Origin of the sequence: Bacillus sp. FJAT-50079 (assembly GCF_018343515.1) — a bacterium.
Classification (GTDB): domain Bacteria; phylum Bacillota; class Bacilli; order Bacillales; family Bacillaceae_C; genus Lederbergia.
This window is the reverse complement of the sequence record NZ_JAGYPD010000001.1, coordinates 282,476-298,974: the sequence shown is the minus strand read 5'-3', so window position 1 is coordinate 298,974 and position 16,499 is coordinate 282,476. Positions and strand designations below refer to the sequence as shown.

Annotated in this window: 17 protein-coding genes; 16 read left to right on the top strand and 1 reads right to left on the bottom strand. The window is 33.3% G+C overall.

What is annotated here, in order from left to right; translation table 11 throughout:
• Positions 1-275: 275 nt before the first annotated feature.
• From KHA95_RS01450 to KHA95_RS23225, 4 genes are all read left to right on the top strand, one after another.
• Positions 276-626, top strand: a complete 351-nt coding sequence (locus KHA95_RS01450; RefSeq protein ID WP_213135690.1) for an NUMOD3 domain-containing DNA-binding protein — start codon at positions 276-278, stop codon at positions 624-626.
• 457 nt (positions 627-1,083) lie between these two features.
• A complete protein-coding gene (locus tag KHA95_RS01445; RefSeq protein ID WP_213135689.1) occupies positions 1,084-1,341 on the top strand; it encodes a response regulator transcription factor in 258 nt (85 codons plus the stop codon).
• A gap of 248 nt (positions 1,342-1,589) precedes the next feature.
• Positions 1,590-1,775 carry an anti-repressor SinI family protein gene (locus KHA95_RS23065; protein WP_213135688.1) on the top strand — a complete coding sequence of 62 codons (186 nt, stop codon included), beginning with the start codon at positions 1,590-1,592 and terminating at the stop codon, positions 1,773-1,775.
• 172 nt (positions 1,776-1,947) lie between these two features.
• The gene (locus KHA95_RS23225) at positions 1,948-2,835 is read left to right on the top strand and encodes an HD-GYP domain-containing protein (protein ID WP_213135687.1); all 888 of its coding nucleotides are present in this window, start codon (positions 1,948-1,950) and stop codon (positions 2,833-2,835) included.
• Positions 2,836-3,149: 314 nt separating this feature from the next.
• Here KHA95_RS23225 and KHA95_RS01430 read toward each other — a convergent pair whose 3' ends face one another.
• On the bottom strand, positions 3,150-3,929 hold the full coding sequence (locus KHA95_RS01430; RefSeq protein ID WP_213135686.1) for an SGNH/GDSL hydrolase family protein: 780 nt from the start codon (positions 3,927-3,929) through the stop codon (positions 3,150-3,152).
• A gap of 179 nt (positions 3,930-4,108) precedes the next feature.
• Here KHA95_RS01430 and KHA95_RS01425 point away from each other — a divergent pair, with 179 nt between their 5' ends.
• The 12 genes from KHA95_RS01425 (at position 4,109) to KHA95_RS01370 (ending at position 16,477) form a co-directional block, all read left to right on the top strand.
• Positions 4,109-4,852, top strand: coding sequence for a YveK family protein (locus KHA95_RS01425; protein WP_213135685.1), 744 nt, complete (start codon positions 4,109-4,111; stop codon positions 4,850-4,852).
• Between the two features lie 46 nt (positions 4,853-4,898).
• On the top strand, positions 4,899-5,543 hold the full coding sequence (locus KHA95_RS01420; RefSeq protein ID WP_249316532.1) for a CpsD/CapB family tyrosine-protein kinase: 645 nt from the start codon (positions 4,899-4,901) through the stop codon (positions 5,541-5,543).
• Positions 5,544-5,616: 73 nt separating this feature from the next.
• A complete protein-coding gene (locus tag KHA95_RS01415) occupies positions 5,617-6,384 on the top strand; it encodes a tyrosine-protein phosphatase (RefSeq protein WP_213135683.1) in 768 nt (255 codons plus the stop codon).
• A gap of 279 nt (positions 6,385-6,663) precedes the next feature.
• Complete coding sequence (galU, locus tag KHA95_RS01410; RefSeq protein WP_213135682.1) at positions 6,664-7,548, top strand: UTP--glucose-1-phosphate uridylyltransferase GalU; 885 nt, start codon at positions 6,664-6,666, stop codon at positions 7,546-7,548.
• Between the two features lie 22 nt (positions 7,549-7,570).
• The gene (locus KHA95_RS01405) at positions 7,571-8,236 is read left to right on the top strand and encodes a sugar transferase (protein ID WP_213136124.1); all 666 of its coding nucleotides are present in this window, start codon (positions 7,571-7,573) and stop codon (positions 8,234-8,236) included.
• 63 nt (positions 8,237-8,299) lie between these two features.
• Entirely contained in the window at positions 8,300-9,520 is a 1,221-nt protein-coding gene (locus tag KHA95_RS01400; RefSeq protein WP_213135681.1) for a flippase, read from the top strand.
• Between the two features lie 48 nt (positions 9,521-9,568).
• Positions 9,569-9,958 carry a glycerol-3-phosphate cytidylyltransferase gene (gene tagD / locus KHA95_RS01395; RefSeq protein WP_213135680.1) on the top strand — a complete coding sequence of 130 codons (390 nt, stop codon included), beginning with the start codon at positions 9,569-9,571 and terminating at the stop codon, positions 9,956-9,958.
• A 17-nt stretch (positions 9,959-9,975) separates the two neighbouring features.
• Positions 9,976-11,181: a CDP-glycerol glycerophosphotransferase family protein gene (locus tag KHA95_RS01390; RefSeq protein ID WP_213135679.1), complete on the top strand. Its 1,206-nt coding sequence runs from the start codon at positions 9,976-9,978 to the stop codon at positions 11,179-11,181.
• Positions 11,182-11,255: 74 nt separating this feature from the next.
• A complete protein-coding gene (locus KHA95_RS01385) occupies positions 11,256-12,464 on the top strand; it encodes a glycosyltransferase (RefSeq protein WP_213135678.1) in 1,209 nt (402 codons plus the stop codon).
• 7 nt (positions 12,465-12,471) lie between these two features.
• Positions 12,472-13,251 carry a WecB/TagA/CpsF family glycosyltransferase gene (locus tag KHA95_RS01380; RefSeq protein WP_249316439.1) on the top strand — a complete coding sequence of 260 codons (780 nt, stop codon included), beginning with the start codon at positions 12,472-12,474 and terminating at the stop codon, positions 13,249-13,251.
• A gap of 305 nt (positions 13,252-13,556) precedes the next feature.
• Entirely contained in the window at positions 13,557-14,972 is a 1,416-nt protein-coding gene (locus KHA95_RS01375) for a polymerase (RefSeq protein WP_213135677.1), read from the top strand.
• A 128-nt stretch (positions 14,973-15,100) separates the two neighbouring features.
• Positions 15,101-16,477, top strand: a complete 1,377-nt coding sequence (locus KHA95_RS01370; RefSeq protein ID WP_213135676.1) for a sugar phosphate nucleotidyltransferase — start codon at positions 15,101-15,103, stop codon at positions 16,475-16,477.
• Positions 16,478-16,499 lie beyond the last annotated feature (22 nt).

Here is a 16,499-nt window from a genome sequence, read left to right as displayed (position 1 = left end):
TATAGATCTAAAGGTACGGTTGTTGAAAGCGTTCTAGGTATATTGTATTATTAAATCCCCTAATTAAGGAATGGGGTGCTGTAAGGCAAGAGAGGTTAGCGAGCATTTGATTTGTTAAATAAGAAGTTCGGAGCGGATTACGTGTATCCCCTCTAGGAAATTCAGAATTGATTGTCTCTGATAAAAGTATTCAAAGCGAAGTTCCCGAAAAGAATAAAGAGAAGAAAAACACTTAGGTTGTTTTAACATGAGTTAAATAAGGATGTTGATTTTTAATGTTCGAAAATATCGAAGAAGAAAAAACGCATGGGCTGAAAGGAAGAAGGTTAACAGAAGAACATAAACGTAAATTATCAGAAGCGAAATTAGGTAAGAAGCGACCGGATTATACGAGAGCAAAGATTAAACGGACGATGCTAGGAAATGTAAAGGAATTTAGGAAAAAGGAACATCAGCTTGTAGATAAAACTGGAAGAAGTCGTTCCCACTTAACGGGAGCGGACGTGAAAGAGATTCGTGATCGTTATAGCAACGAGCAAGCAACATCGATCCGACAACTAGCGGCCGAATATGGAGTAAGCAGGCATACGATTCATACGATTGTTACGTATAAGTATTGGAAATGACGAAAAAATAATTGTTGCGGTTTAGAAACCAAGAAGAAGTCTTTTAAGCGAGACTTCTTCTTGGTTTTTTTGTTTTAGAGATCTTTATTCTTAATTTTAAATGAAAGAAATAAATCAATAAATATTTTATTTTTCTCGCTTATACTAGACTTTTGGCATGGTTCTTTTTGATTATAAACTAACTTTGGTTGGGTTGATTCCCGCAATTTTGAATATTACGATTAAGGGGAAGTGATATACAGCCTATGAAAATAATGGAATGAAAAATAAAAAAAGAGATAGTATGTCGCGAAAAGTCGATATGTATATATTGTCAAGTTGACTAGAGTGTGATTGTTAAAAGCTGTATCAACTATTACTGAATTAACTTTTTGTTACGAGCTACCTAAATATCTGGGCTTGAACGTTATTGTAACAAAAAGGAGAAAATAATCAAGATAATGAGGGAATTGATGTTATGGGGAAACCGCTGAATAACCTAAAGATAAGTCATCACGAATCATCATATCCTGGATGCCTATCACCACGGGAGATCCAAGTACTTAAGGGGATTTATGAAGGACTGAGCAATCAAGAAATTGCTGACCAGTTATTTCTAGCCGTAGGGACGGTTAAGGGGTATACCCATCAAATTTACACAAAGATTGGTGTGAAAAATCGAGTGCAAGCTGCAAAGAAGGCAAAAAAAGTAATTGATAATAGAAACAAAGGCTAAGAACACGTTACATGTACTTATATTTATCCATATTAGTACTTTTTAATGTGTGACCTCGAATTCGTAAACTAACTTTGGTCAGGGTGATTATTAATTTAAATTATTTGATTGGTATGAAATGGATCAATCAATAAACTAATTTATACCTCTACTAGAAATGACTCCTTTCCAACGGTTTACTTACTTGTAATCAAAAATCTCGGATCCGAAAAAAAACTTCAAGTATATAAATACGAGGAGGGAAAATAGTGACTAACAATAAAAAAAGTAATGGTCACCCAAGAGAATTGTTCAGTGAAGATTTTTACTGGGAGCCTTCCGGAGAATGGAGAGAACTTCTTAAAGAAATAATGGATTCTAATATATCTAAAGATGAATTTAGAGAATTTCTAGCAATAAGTCAAAATGTTGAGTCCTTAAGAAAGGGGCATTGAGCATCTGCTTATATTCAAGGCAAAGACCTTTCGGCAAATTGCGGTGTTTGTTTTGTTGATAGAGCAGGAAGAACGGCCCCTGAGAGATTGACGAATAGTGAAAGAATAAGTAAGCCGGTTGCCGTTCCTCTTATTAATCATTCCACTGCGAATTTAGAAAGGGGTTTTTTTGGTGGCTATAAAAAATATAAATAATATCAAAGCCAATGAAATTTTAGGCGAGGATATTATTATTAATGATGTATTAGTTGCAACAAAAGGGACACCCATATCAGAGCAATTAATTATGTTTTTAAAAAATCGCGATATTAACGATATTAATATTTTATCAGAAAAGGTGAGTTCCATTCAAAATAACGTGAAGACGAGTGTACAAGGGCCAAAATTGCCGTTTTCGTCACGAGAAATAGAGACTACTTTTTGGCAAACTCTATCCCTACTAAATAATGTTCAACGTTATGGGGGGATTTTGAAACGAGAAGAAGATATCGAATATTTAATTAAGATATTCGATAATATGCACACAAAAAATAATTTTATAAATATCATTTATGCACTTAAATATTGGAGTCTTGATGTTTTTGTTCATTCCTTTGATACTTTTATTTTAGGAACAATGCTGGCAAAGAAACATGAAATACCGAACATTGAATCCGTCGCATTAGGATATCTATTTCATGATATTGGAAAATTGAAAGTTTACCGAGAGCTTTTAGATAAAAAAACAAAACTAACTTATATAGAATTTGAAATGATAAAACAACATACAATCGAAGGGGAAACGATATTACAATCTTTTAATCAAGGACATATTGCTCATTTCGCCAGATCTCACCATGAGCGAATAAATGGTTCAGGATATCCAGATCGCTTAACAAAAGAAGAGTTATCAACGGATTTAAGAATCTTGCACATTGTTGATGTATATTCAGCATTAACACTAAAACGCCCATATCGCGACGCAATTTCTTCTCGAGAAGCTTTACAAATAATGCTTAGAGATCAACATCTGTACGATAGAGATTTATTATTTAGTTTCATAGAAAGTTTAAAACCTTAACTTGAAACAGAAAAAGCCGACCACATCTAGTAGTAGTGGGATGAAAACCGAATTGCATTTCAAATCAGAGGGAGTTTAAACGCCTTGTACCTGACTCAATGTTTTCGATAAAAAGGATTTGCTAATTCAAGTTAAACTTCTGTAATAAAGGAGAGATTTGGAGATTCAACCTAATTATTAGAAGGAAACTGACTAAGTGGAGATACATATGATCGGGGATCATTTTCATGATCATAGTACTGTTCCTTATAATATAAGGAAAGAATCAATCATTTATTCAGGCGGCAACGATGTTGCCGCTTGAATAAGTACGCTTAATCATAGATAAAATAGTCTTTCAAATAGGTAAACCATAGCTCATGACCTTTTTCATTTGGAGCACTTTGCTTCGGCTCAACTATATAGTCTTTGATCTCTTCAGTCATGTAATCGGGCCAAACTTCCCAATGGTCGATGTATGGCAGATTTTGCTCATTAGCAAAAAGATGTAAATCATTGACTTGTCCCGGATAAATTTGGGCGTTAAAAATGGGGTGTGGTGGCTGTAAAATGACAACTGATTCTTTCACAGTTTCAAGAAAGGTCATAATGTTCTCATGATTCTTCTCGACGGAAACATTCCCGTTATCATTTAACGTGAAAGGCTCAAAAAGAACGAGATCGGGAGAACTTTCAGCAACCAACTGATCGCCTCCATCCATAATAAACTGGTCAGATGTTTGATCAGCAAATTCAAATATTGAAACATTAATCAGATCTTTACTAAATGTTTCTTCAAACTCATTTTTTAACCTCGTTGCCCATCCATCTTCACCACCTAAAGCTTGGGAACCGACGATGGCAATATGATAAGGTGTCCCAGCTTCGAGCGATGCTGATAATGATTGGCGGGCTGATTCTGGCCAATTTTCCGTCTTTTCTAAAAGTGATGGGTCAATCTGCTTCGCGCTTGTTTCGGCCTTTGGCGATTGATTGCTAGTAGAATCTTTTTCAGAAAATGAAGAGACAGTTGTTTGATCTTTCCAATATGTATAACTAAAAACGAGAAAAATCGCACAGACGATAGCTGCAATTGTCGCGATAAAAGCTTTCAATTGTTATCCTCCTAAGACATAGTTCTAAAATCCTGATTTTTACAAAAAAGTTAATAATCTATACACTATCTATACAACGATCTATGAAAATGGTACAATCATACCTGAAAAACCCCAACATACTATGCTATAATAATACAAAATGTTCAGAAAGTCGACAGGCGGCTAGGGAGGATAAAATGGAAGAAACGATTAGCTTGAAAGAGCTTATGCAAACATTACGAAAGCGGATGAATTTAATTGTGTTGATCACATTGGCAGCGGTCGTTATTAGTGGAGCTGTCAGTTTTTTTGTTATAACCCCGATCTACCAATCTTCAACCCAATTGCTCGTGAACCAATCAAAAAATGAGCAGCAAGTCTACAATCCAGCAGAAATTCAAACGAATTTGCAATTGATTAATACGTATAATGTCATTATGAAAAGCTCATTCATTTTAGAGAAGGTCATTGAAGATCTTGATCTAGATATGTCCGTAGATAGTCTGGATAGTAAAATTGCGGTGCAAAGTGCCAAGGATTCCCAAGTGGTAAACGTCACGGTTCAAGACCCGAATCCGCATCAAGCAGCAGACATTGCTAATAAAGTAGCAGAAGTGTTCCAAACCGAAATTGTTCATTTAATGAATATCGATAATGTGAACATTTTGGCAAAAGCTGAGGTTGGAGAAAATGTTTCACCAGTTAAGCCGCAGCCATTATTAAACATCGCAATTGCTTTTGTTGTGGGGGCGATGGCTGGCGTCGGTTTAGCATTCCTTCTTGAGTATCTTGATAATACGATAAAAACAGAGCAGGATGTAGAGAAAATATTAGAGTTACCTGTTTTAGGCGCAATTGCTACATTTGATGAGCAAAAAGATCACCGTTCAAGTAGAGAAAATAGAAAAACGAGAGTACGAGGTGAGACCGTTGGCTCTTAAAAAACGAGGAAACGCATTACAAAGTACAAAACGAAAATTGATCGCGATGTTAAACCCAAAATCACCGGTTTCCGAGCAGTATCGGACGATTAGAACAAATATCCAATTTTCAGCAGTCGATCAAGAAATCAGTTCGATTATGGTTACATCTTCAGGTCCAGGAGAAGGAAAATCAACGACAACAGCTAACTTAGCAATCGTCTTCGCCCAACAAGGAAAGAAGGTGTTGCTCGTCGATGCTGATTTAAGAAAGCCAACCGTTCATTATACATTTAGTATGAATAATGCATACGGATTAACGAACGTATTAACGAGACAACGTAATATACAAGAGTCAGTGAAAGTGTCGAATGTGGAAGGACTAGACATACTCACTTCAGGACCAATACCGCCGAATCCGGCTGAGCTATTAAGCTCGCGAGCGATGAAGCAATTTTTTAATGACGTGAAAGACTTCTACGATTTCGTTATTTTTGATACACCACCAGTATTAGCTGTCACAGATGCGCAAGTGTTGGCGAATCAATGTGATGGAACCATTCTCGTTATTTCAAGTGGGAAAACAGAAGTAGAAGCGGCTCAAAAGACGAAGGAATTATTGAACGCGGCACAAGCGAAAGTATTAGGTGTAGTGTTAAACCGTAAAAAGATGGAAAGCAATGATTATTACTATTATTACGGAACAAACTAGTCTATACAATTTCTATAAAATATGTTATAGTCCGATAGCACTATTTAATTGTTAAAAAAAGGGAGGGTCACCAATGATAGATATTCACTGTCATATTTTGCCTGATGTAGATGATGGTTCTAGTAGTTTTACGGAAAGTTTACAAATGGCCCGTCTTGCGGAAAAAGAAGGAATTCGGACAATCATTGCGACCCCCCATCATCAGAATGGTCGTTACACTAACAAAAAAGATGTGATTTTGCAAAAGACAGCAGAATTAAATGACTTTTTACAATCGGAAAACGTACAAGTTGAAATTTTACCTGGTCAAGAAACACGAATTTACGGCGAATTCATCGAGGACTATGAGGCTGGTGAAATCGTCACACTTGGTAATCAATCGACGTACATATTCATCGAACTTCCATCCAATCATGTCCCACGTTATACTGATCAGCTGTGCTATGACATACAAGTACAAGGGTTAACGCCTGTTATTGTTCACCCTGAGCGAAATGCAGAGTTGATTGAACAACCTCATAAATTATACAAACTAGTAAAAAACGGTGTGGCAACGCAAATTACTGCAGCGAGCTTCACTGGCTATTTTGGAAAGAAGATTCAAAAATTTGCTTTTGATCTGATCGAAGCGAATCTCACGCACTTTATGGCTTCGGATGCGCATAATACAACAAAGCGCAGTTTTAAAATGGAAGAGGCTTTTGATCTATTAGAAAAAAAATATGGGACAGATACTCTCTATTATTTTATGGATAATGCGGAATTGATCTTAGAAGGTAAAGACATTGATCGAGACGTTCCAAGGGAAATTAAAAGGAAGAAATTTTTAGGCATATTTTAACGAAATATCCATAACGAAGTGATGTTTGACGGGGATGTCTCCTATCCGTTACGATCGGAGGCACTCGGCCGTGCTGTGGGCAAAATTGCTTTGCCTTAGATACGATTGTTATCAATGGTACAGCGTGAGGGCGGGTTAAATGCCCAATATTTTTAAAGTGTGAAACTAGATGTCTAATGAAAATGCATTATTCAGGTGCATTTTCATTAGGCATTTAATTATCACTATTAATAAGATAAAAGTATAAAATGCAACATTATGAAAGGATGGGGATTTTCATTGAAAAAAGTCCGTAAGGCGATAATACCCGCAGCAGGGTTGGGAACAAGATTCCTTCCGGCAACAAAGGCTATGCCGAAAGAAATGTTACCGATTGTAGATAAGCCAACGATTCAATACATAGTGGAAGAAGCGGTAGCATCAGGTATAGAAGATATTATCATTGTTACCGGAAAAGGAAAGCGGGCGATCGAAGACCATTTTGATCATGCTTTTGAGCTTGAACAAAACTTAATCGAAAAAGAAAAATATGATCTTTTGGAAGAGGTTCGCTATCCTTCAAATTTAGCAAACATTCATTATATTAGACAGAAGGAACCTAAAGGGTTAGGGCATGCTGTCTGGTGTGCGCGTAATTTTATCGGAAATGAACCATTTGCGGTTCTTTTAGGTGATGATATTGTTCAGAGTGATACACCTTGTTTACGCCAATTAATTAATCAATTTGATGAGACATTTTCTTCTATTATAGGGGTCCAACAAGTTGCAGATAATGAAACGCATCGTTATGGAATTGTTGAACCTACTACTCAGGAAGGTCACTTACATCAAGTGAGAAACTTTATTGAAAAGCCTGAGCCAGGGACAGCACCATCTAATCTAGCAATTATGGGTCGATACATATTAACTCCGGAGATTTTTATGTTCCTTGAAAAGCAAGAAACCGGAGCAGGCGGGGAGATTCAACTAACAGATGCGATTCAGCAATTAAATAAAATCCAAAGAGTATTTGCATATGATTTTGAAGGAAAACGGTATGATGTAGGCGAAAAACTAGGATTTGTGCAAACAACATTAGAGATGGCATTGCAAAATGAAGAAATTAGATCAGATCTTTTAAATATCATGGAGCGATTATTATTAGATAAAAAAGTATTGAATTAAAGGTGGGAATGTTTTGGCGAAAATGAGTCCAATTGTAGAAACAAGATCAAGACCTTATCGATCTATAAAGGTGCAAGATAAACCATACTATGTATTTACCAAAAGATTTATAGATATTCTAGGTGCATTAACAGGAATCATACTTTTATTTTGGCTTTTTTTATTAGTTGCGTATTTAATAAAAAGAGAAGATCCTAGAGGACCAATTTTTTTTAAACAAGTACGAATTGGAAAAGATGGGAAGGAATTTTATATGTATAAATTCCGATCAATGGTTTCTAACGCGGAAGATCTATTAGACTCCCTACTCCAACATAACGAAGTATCGGGTGCAATGTTTAAAATGAAAGATGACCCACGAATTACAAAAATAGGAAAGTTTATTCGTAAAACAAGTATTGATGAGTTACCTCAGTTATGGAATGTGTTAAAGGGAGAAATGAGCTTGGTTGGCCCGAGACCACCTCTGCCAAGGGAAGTAATGGAATATACAAACTACGATAAACAGCGATTATTGGTTACTCCGGGGTGTACAGGGCTTTGGCAGGTCAGTGGGAGAAATAGTGTTGGTTTTGAAGAAATGGTAGAAATGGATTTGGAATATATACGCAATCGAAATATGATCTTTGATGTTAAAATTATTTTACAAACAGTGTTAGTGTTATTTGGTTCAAAGAATGCTTATTAATATTAATCATCCTTTATGTAGAACAAATTAAAATAAACTTTTTATAAAAAAGTAGGTTAAATAATGTCTGATCAGAAGAGATTAATTGGGAATTTTTCAGCAATGGGCTTTTTGCAAATTATGAATAATGCTTTACCTTTTGTTACTTTGCCATATCTTGTTCGGGTTCTTAATCCGGAAGGCTATGGTGTATTTTTATTTTCACAAGCGTTTATCGCATATTTTATTATGTTTACAGATTTTGGCTTTGAACTTTCAGCAACTCGTGAAGTATCTTTAAATAGAAATGATAAAATGAAACTATCTGAGATAGTCAGTTCAGTATTAATAATTAAATTCACTTTAGCGGTGGTCTCATTTGTAATATTAATGAGCGCACTTCTTTTTGTTCCAAGTTTAAGAGAATATTGGCAGATACATATATTAACCTTTTTAATGGTGTTTGGAAACATTTTGCTGTCATTCTTTTTTTATCAAGGAATAGAAAAAATGAAATTCATTGCGTTTATTAATGCGGGAGTAAAACTTTTTTTTACCATATTAATATTTATTATGGTGAAAAATAACGATGATCTTTATTTAGTTCCCACTATTAATTCTATTGGATATATCATTGCTGGTATGATATCAATTTATCTAATTAAACGTATGGGAATAGAGTTACAAATTCCAAAAAGGGAAACACTTATTCAGCATTTTAGAAACAGCCTTCAGTTCTTTTGGTCGAGAGTTTCCGTATCTTTATATACTACAAGCAACACGTTTGTAATTGGATTAATATTAGGACCTACTGCTGCTGGGATATTTGGCGCTGCTGAAAAACTATTAAATGGGCTTAGTTCTTTATATGGTCCACTTAGTAGCGTTCTGTATCCGTATCTTACGTACAGTAAAAATATTCAGTTATATAAAAAGTTTTTATATTCTATTGTAGTTTTGAATACATTAATGAGCATCATCCTATTTTGGCAAAGCGAACTTATCATTAAAATCATTTTTGGTCCAAACTATATAGATAGCGTTTATATTCTTAAAATTATGTCCTTAGCGGTTATTTTTGTGGTACCAGGTATTATGATGGGATATCCCTTATTTAGTGCTTTTAATAAAACGAGTTTTGTTAATAAAACAGTAATATATCCGTCTATCATGCATATTTTGATTTTGCTAATAATAATACCAGTAATAACTATTGACAAAATTGCGTGGCTATTAGTCTTTACACATGTTACAGTGTTTTTGGGTAGGGCTATAGGTGCTTACAGATATAAGTTGTTGAAATAGATATATAATATAGGTTGTAATCTATATTTATATAGGAGGATGTAATAAATGAAAAGAATAATTACATATGGAACTTTTGATCTTCTTCATTACGGTCATATTAATTTATTAAAACGTGCCAAAGAAAATGGCGATTATTTGATCGTTGCACTGTCAACGGATGAATTTAATGAAGTAAAAGGTAAAAAGAGCTACTTTAACTATGAGGAAAGAAAAAAACTATTAAATGCTATAAGATATGTTGATCTTGTAATACCTGAGCAAAGTTGGGAACAAAAAATAGAAGATATTCGGGAATATCATATAGACTGTTTTGTTATAGGAAACGATTGGGAAGGAAAGTTTGACTTTTTGAAGTCGTGTTGTGAAGTTATTTACCTGGACAGAACTCCAGAGATATCTACCACTAAAATTAAAAATGATTTGGGGATTTTTTAAATAAGGGTGGCAATAATATGAAACGAATAAAGTTATCAAAAGGAAGATACGGCTTACTATTGGGAATAATGATGTATCCTTTATATTTAATAACATGTATTATTCCCAAAAAACAAAATTTACTTGTATTAGGCTCTACCCGCGGGCATGAAATTAGTGATAATGCCAAATATTTATTTTTATATTTAAAAGAAAAAGAGAGGGGAAGTATTGATTATTTTTTTCTAACTAAAAATAGGGATATTTACAAAAAGGCATTATTAAAAAATGAACAACGCATTCTATATATATATACTGTCAAAGGAATCTATACTCTAATTAGGGCTAAGCATATACTATTAACTCATGCTCTAGAAGATTTAATACCATTTTTATTAGGCGGAAAGTATATACACCAATTATGGCATGGCTCTCCATTGAAAAAAATAGGGTTCGATGCAGACAACTGGGAGAAGTCTAAGTTAAAGGATACCGTAAAGAAAACTATTTACACAATTTTCCCTTATACAAACTATATGTATTGCAATAAATTATATGTGTCCAGTGATAGTCTTAAAAATGTAATGTCTTCCGCTTTTAATTTAAATAAAAGTGACATTATAAGTTTAGGGCAACCTAGAAATGACTTTTTACTTAACAAAAAAATATTACCCAATAGTGCACTCGAATTAATATCAGGAAAATATGATAAAGTAATAAGTTGGTTACCAACACATAGAGGGTTTTCTGGCAAGACGGCTGAACACTTGCTACATGAATATAAGTTTAATAAAAGCTTGTTTAATGAATTTCTAGTGAGAAACAACTATTTATTTATTATTAAGCCCCATTTTGTAGAAAGAGCTGATTTGGAAAACTATCTTTCGGACTGCAGTAATATTTTAATTTACGAAGAAATCGATCCCTATCCACTTTTATTGGAAACAGATGTATTAATTACAGATTATTCAAGTGTTTTGTTTGATTATCTCCATTTAAATAAACAGGCTATTTTCACTCCTTTTGACTTTGAATTTTATACAAATGAAATAGCTGAACTATATTTTGAATACGAAGATATCGCTTATGGTCCTATATGTCATGATTGGATTGAAGTTTTGGAGGTAATGAAAATCAATGACCAATTAAATTATAAGGATAAAATAGAGGTATTAAAACAAAAATATGGAAAAGAAGATATTAATAGTTGTTCCAAGATTATTGATTATGTATCAAACTTATAAAAAAGGCCAATTAAAGTAGCATCTAGTTAAGATACGAACAGACCAATAGTTTAGTGATAAGGGGAAGTACAATAATGAAAAAAATCTTGTTTTTAACAAATTTAATACCTTATCCGCTCGATAACGGGGGGAAAATAAAATCACACAATATTATTAAGGCTTTATCTCAAAAATACGATATTGATCTGATGTGTTTTTCTAATAATGAATCGGATAAAAAATATGCTCAAAAAATGTTGGGGATTGTTAAAAACATCCACGTAATCCCTAAAACACTAATCAGAAGTACCTCTTTTAAAAACTTTATTAAAGATTATTCTAAAAGTTTATTTAGTCTTTACCCTTATAGCATTAACAAATATTATGATAATAGATTTAAAGAAGAATTAGTTAGAAAATTGACTAAAGATGACTATGAATTTGTTTATGTAGATCATCTACCAATGATGGTTTATTTTAAATATATTAAAAATCATAAGGTTATATTAGACCAGCATAATGTTGAAAGTTTAATTTTTAAAAGAATGATCATAAATGACAACAATATTTTTAAAAAAATACTTGGATCAATTGAATATATCAAATTATTGAATTTTGAAAAAAAGTCCATATTACAAAGTAATCATGTAATTTGCTTAAGTGAAGATGATAAAAAAGTGTTATCAAGTTTTGGCCTTTCTAATGAAAAGGTATCTGTTCTGCCTATTCATATTGACCTTGAAAAGAATTACAATTACAAAGTATCAAAGGATGGGAAAATTAATCTTTTGTTTTTGGGTTCAATGTCGTGGTACCCAAACCAACATGGAATTAAGTGGTTTATGGAAAATGTATGGCCGAAATTAAAAGATAAAAATTTTAATATATACATTGTAGGAAGTAATCCCCCAGAAGTTATTAAAAAGTATCAAAATGATAAAAATGTGTTTGTAACTGGATATGTAGATGATGTGGATATGTATATTGAAAAATGTGATGTAAGTATAGTTCCGTTATTTGTTGGTAGTGGACAAAGGGTGAAAATTATAGAATCATTTGGTAAGAAAATACCTGTAATCTCAACAGCTATAGGTGCAGAAGGAATTAAATATTCTGATCGCGAGGATATAATGATAGCTGATAATAAAGAGGAATTTATTGCCGAAATTATCAACATATTGAAAAAGCCATTTAAACTACAAATAATATCAGAAAAAGCTTATGAAAATTTTAAAGAAAATTATTCGGCACAAATTTTGCCAAGCAAGTTAGAGGCCATTATTAACGATCTAAAAAAGGATTGATGTTGCGTTGGAATTAGTCAATTTATTTGGTGTGAACTTTAATAATCTTAACATGTCAGAATCAATCAAATTAATTGATGAGCATGTGCAATTTAATAAAAAAAATAACACTTCATCTGTTTTGGTAACACCTAACGTCGACCATATAGTAAATATTCATAAAAACCCAGAATTTAAAGATGCATATCAAAAGTCATCCATTATTCTAGTTGATGGTGCTCCACTTTATTTTTCTTCAAAGTTGTTGAAGAAACCATTGAAGGAAAAAGTCTCAGGGGCGGATCTTGTTCCCGAAGTATTAAAGTTGGCGGAAAAAAGAAACTATAAGGTTTTTATATTTGGCTCTCGAGAGGGTGTTCCAAAATTAGCTATTGATAAAATGAAAAGTGAGAAAAACTATAGCTTTACAATAGATTATTATTCACCACCTTTTGGGTTTGAATCTAACCCTAAAGAATTATCCGAGGGAATAGAAAGAATAAAAAGATTTAGACCGGACATTTTATTGGTTTCATTAGGTTCACCCAAAGGGGAGTTGTTTATTTTTGATAATCTAAACAAATTTAAGGTTCCAATTTCAATGCAGATTGGAGCATCGATTGATTTTATTGCAGGAACAGTAAAAAGAGCACCACTGTGGATGCAGAAGTCAGGTTTAGAGTGGTTCTACAGATTTATACAGGAACCCAGAAGAATGTTTAAAAGGTATTTTATTAATGATTCCTTTTTTCTAATTTTATTAATAAGAGAATACTTAAAAAAAGATAGTAAAAATGATAGATTATGATGTTAGTTTTATTTTTGATGAATTGCCCGGAGGTTTTAGAGATATATGGAAAATATAATGATTTAAAATACTATTGTTTTGATTAAATCAAAAATGAGAAAGATTCGTAGTAAATTGAGTCTGTTCAATTTACTTTATGACCTTATATGTTCATCATAATACCGTCGATCGCTTAAGTAACTTCATAAGGTGTAAGGGCATGCTGATTTGCAGTCCGAATTAAAAAGTATCCCAAATTGGATTGGAGCCAAATGCCCTACCATAAACCTTGTTTGGGACAACAAAACCAACTAGGAGTATTTTAAATGCATAATATTTCAATAAAGAATAATTATTTTGTATTGGCCATACTTGGAATAATTATTTGTTTAATGTTATTTAATCCCACCATTATTATATTTATACTATTTTCCACGATTCTCATTATATTTCTAATCATTACAGGTATTGCAATTGTATCTAAGCCACATAGATTTCTAATTCTATTAATAATTTACGTTGTATTTCAAAATCTTATTGCTATAATTCTGGCGAAAAATTTAGGTGGTTCAACGAGCCAAGCATTTATACTGGGGAAAGATTTGCTTGTATATATTGGTCTCGTTGTTGCTTATGTTATCAACTTTAAAAAGTACAAAATAACACTACCTGATTTATTTGCGTTTTTATATTTGATTATACTGAGTATATATCTACTTGTTCCAAGTGATGCACCTATTTTTGCTAAACTAGTTCAATATAGACAGCTGTCGACACCTGTAATTCTATTTCTACTAGGTAGGTTAATGTTTATATCAAAAGAAAGAACTATAACAATTTTAAAGTTTTTAGTTTATATCTCAGTGATCTCTGTCCTTTTTGGATACTTAGAAAGGTTCATCTTAGGAGATCAATTTTGGATTACTATAGGTATTACTGATTTTTTAGTAAGTAAAGGAATGGAAAGTTGGGCCTATGGCGTTGGCGGCCTACCTGGTAATTTTTATACATTTGACTATTATGCAATATTAGGTACATCATTTAGAAGACTCGTATCCTTCGTTGCAGATCCCACATTGTATGGGCAGTTTCTAGTTTTTCCAATTGGGATTTTGTTATTCACCAAATTGTTTACAGGTAAAAAAAGGAATGTGTTTGCTGTGATTTTACTAATTGGTCTAGTATTAACTTTATCGAAAGGAGGAATTTTTGCGCTAGGTATTGCTATAATTTTTAAGATTTTTAGAAGTAAATATAGACCAATTGGTTATTTAGCATTATTTTTCTTTACTATTATTACTTTCTTTATAATAAATAATGCAAGTTTGTTTTCATCACTACCACACCATATTAACGGACTATTCCATAATATCGAATTAACTATTGCTAATCCTTTTGGTCTAGGTCTTGGAGAAGCTGGTAACTTCGCAAAACTTTACTCTGACGGAAGTTCAGAAGTTATTGGTGCTGGTGAAAGTTATATTGGAATGCTTTTAGGTCAGATTGGAATATTTTCTGTTCCATTTCTATTATTTTTCCTTACACTTATAAATTTTTTCCGTAGAAGCCATGTTAAGACTCCATACATGAGGGAATTATTTGTGTTATTCGCTGCTTTAAATATTGGAGTTTTATGCTCCTCAATGATTAGCGAATCAGCAATTAGTTTTATTTCCTCGGGTATTTTATATCTAATGAGTGGAGTTGTTATAACCAATAAAACTATTCAGAAGGAAAACTAATTGCGTGTCCTTTAATTAAAATCTAAATATTGCTCATTTTAAATTAAGTCCCGTAATACTCATTAAACAATTCGAGGTATATTTCGAAGTAATTCATTATCAAAATATTGATTAGAGAGGTGTAGTAAGTGAAGTTAGTTTTATTGTCAGGTGGTTCGGGAAAAAGGCTATGGCCTTTATCAAACGATGCTCGTTCAAAACAATTTTTGAAAGTACTTGAAGGCAAGAACAATGATTTAGAATCAATGGTCCAGCGTGTATGGCGACAACTTGATAGAGTGCATCTTCAAAATTCTGCTGTAATCGCTACTAGTAAGTCTCAGGTGGACATGATCCATAACCAATTGGGATATCAAGTGCCTTTAGTTATTGAACCAAGCCGCCGTGATACATTTCCTGCGATCGCTTTAGCGGCTTCTTTTTTATATAGTGTGGAAGAGGTCGATTTGGAAGAGGTCGTTGCTGTTCTCCCGGTTGATCCTTATGTCGAAGATAGATTTTTCGACAGAATAAAAGATTTGGAATCTGTGGTTTTAGAAAGTGCTTCTGATTTAGCATTGATAGGGGTTGAGCCAACTTACCCATCTTCAAAATATGGATACATTGTTTCTAAAAAAGGAGAATTAGTATTAGACTATCAGCATGTTAGACGTTTTACAGAAAAACCAGATGAACTTCAAGCTAAAGAATTAATTGGGCAAGGTGCTTTATGGAATTGTGGTGTATTTGCTTTTAGACTAGGTTATCTTATTTCGATATTAGAAGCTAACAACTTTCCTGTTACGTATGATCAATTGAAATTGCGGTATGAAGAACTTCCAAAAATAAGCTTTGATTATGAAGTTGTTGAAAAGGCAAAAAACATAACTGTAATCTCATATGATGGTTACTGGAAAGACCTTGGAACCTGGAATACTCTGACAGAAGAAATGGCTTCTGAACAAATTGGTAATGGAATCTTAAGTAATGATTCCGTGAATACCCACTTGATTAATGAATTAGATATTCCAGTTACGGTTCTAGGTATTTCTAATGCCGTTGTTGCTGTAAGTCCTGATGGAATTTTAGTTGCGGATAAAGAGAAAAGCCCGGCGATTAAAGAGCTCATCGAGTCCTTTGACGATCGTCCTATGTATGAAGAACGTAGGTGGGGATGGTACCGTGTTCTCGATCATGTTAAGTATAAAGGTGATCAAGAAGTGTTGACGAAACGAATCGGTGTAAAAGCCGGTAGAAATTTAAGTTATCAAAAGCATTTTTACAGAAGTGAAGTATGGACAATTATTAAAGGTGAAGGGGAATTTGCCTTTAACGATGAGATATGTAAAGTAAAACCTGGAGATGTATTGAAAATCGATCCGGGGGACAGACATGCTATTAAAGCGATAACTGACCTCGAATTTATTGAAGTACAAAAGGGTACCGAACTAGTTGAAGAGGACATCGTTCGTATATTTATGACTTGGGAAGAAATTGAGCAAAATTGTAAGTTTGCGAAAATATAAATCTTGGCCGGGATTACTTAGG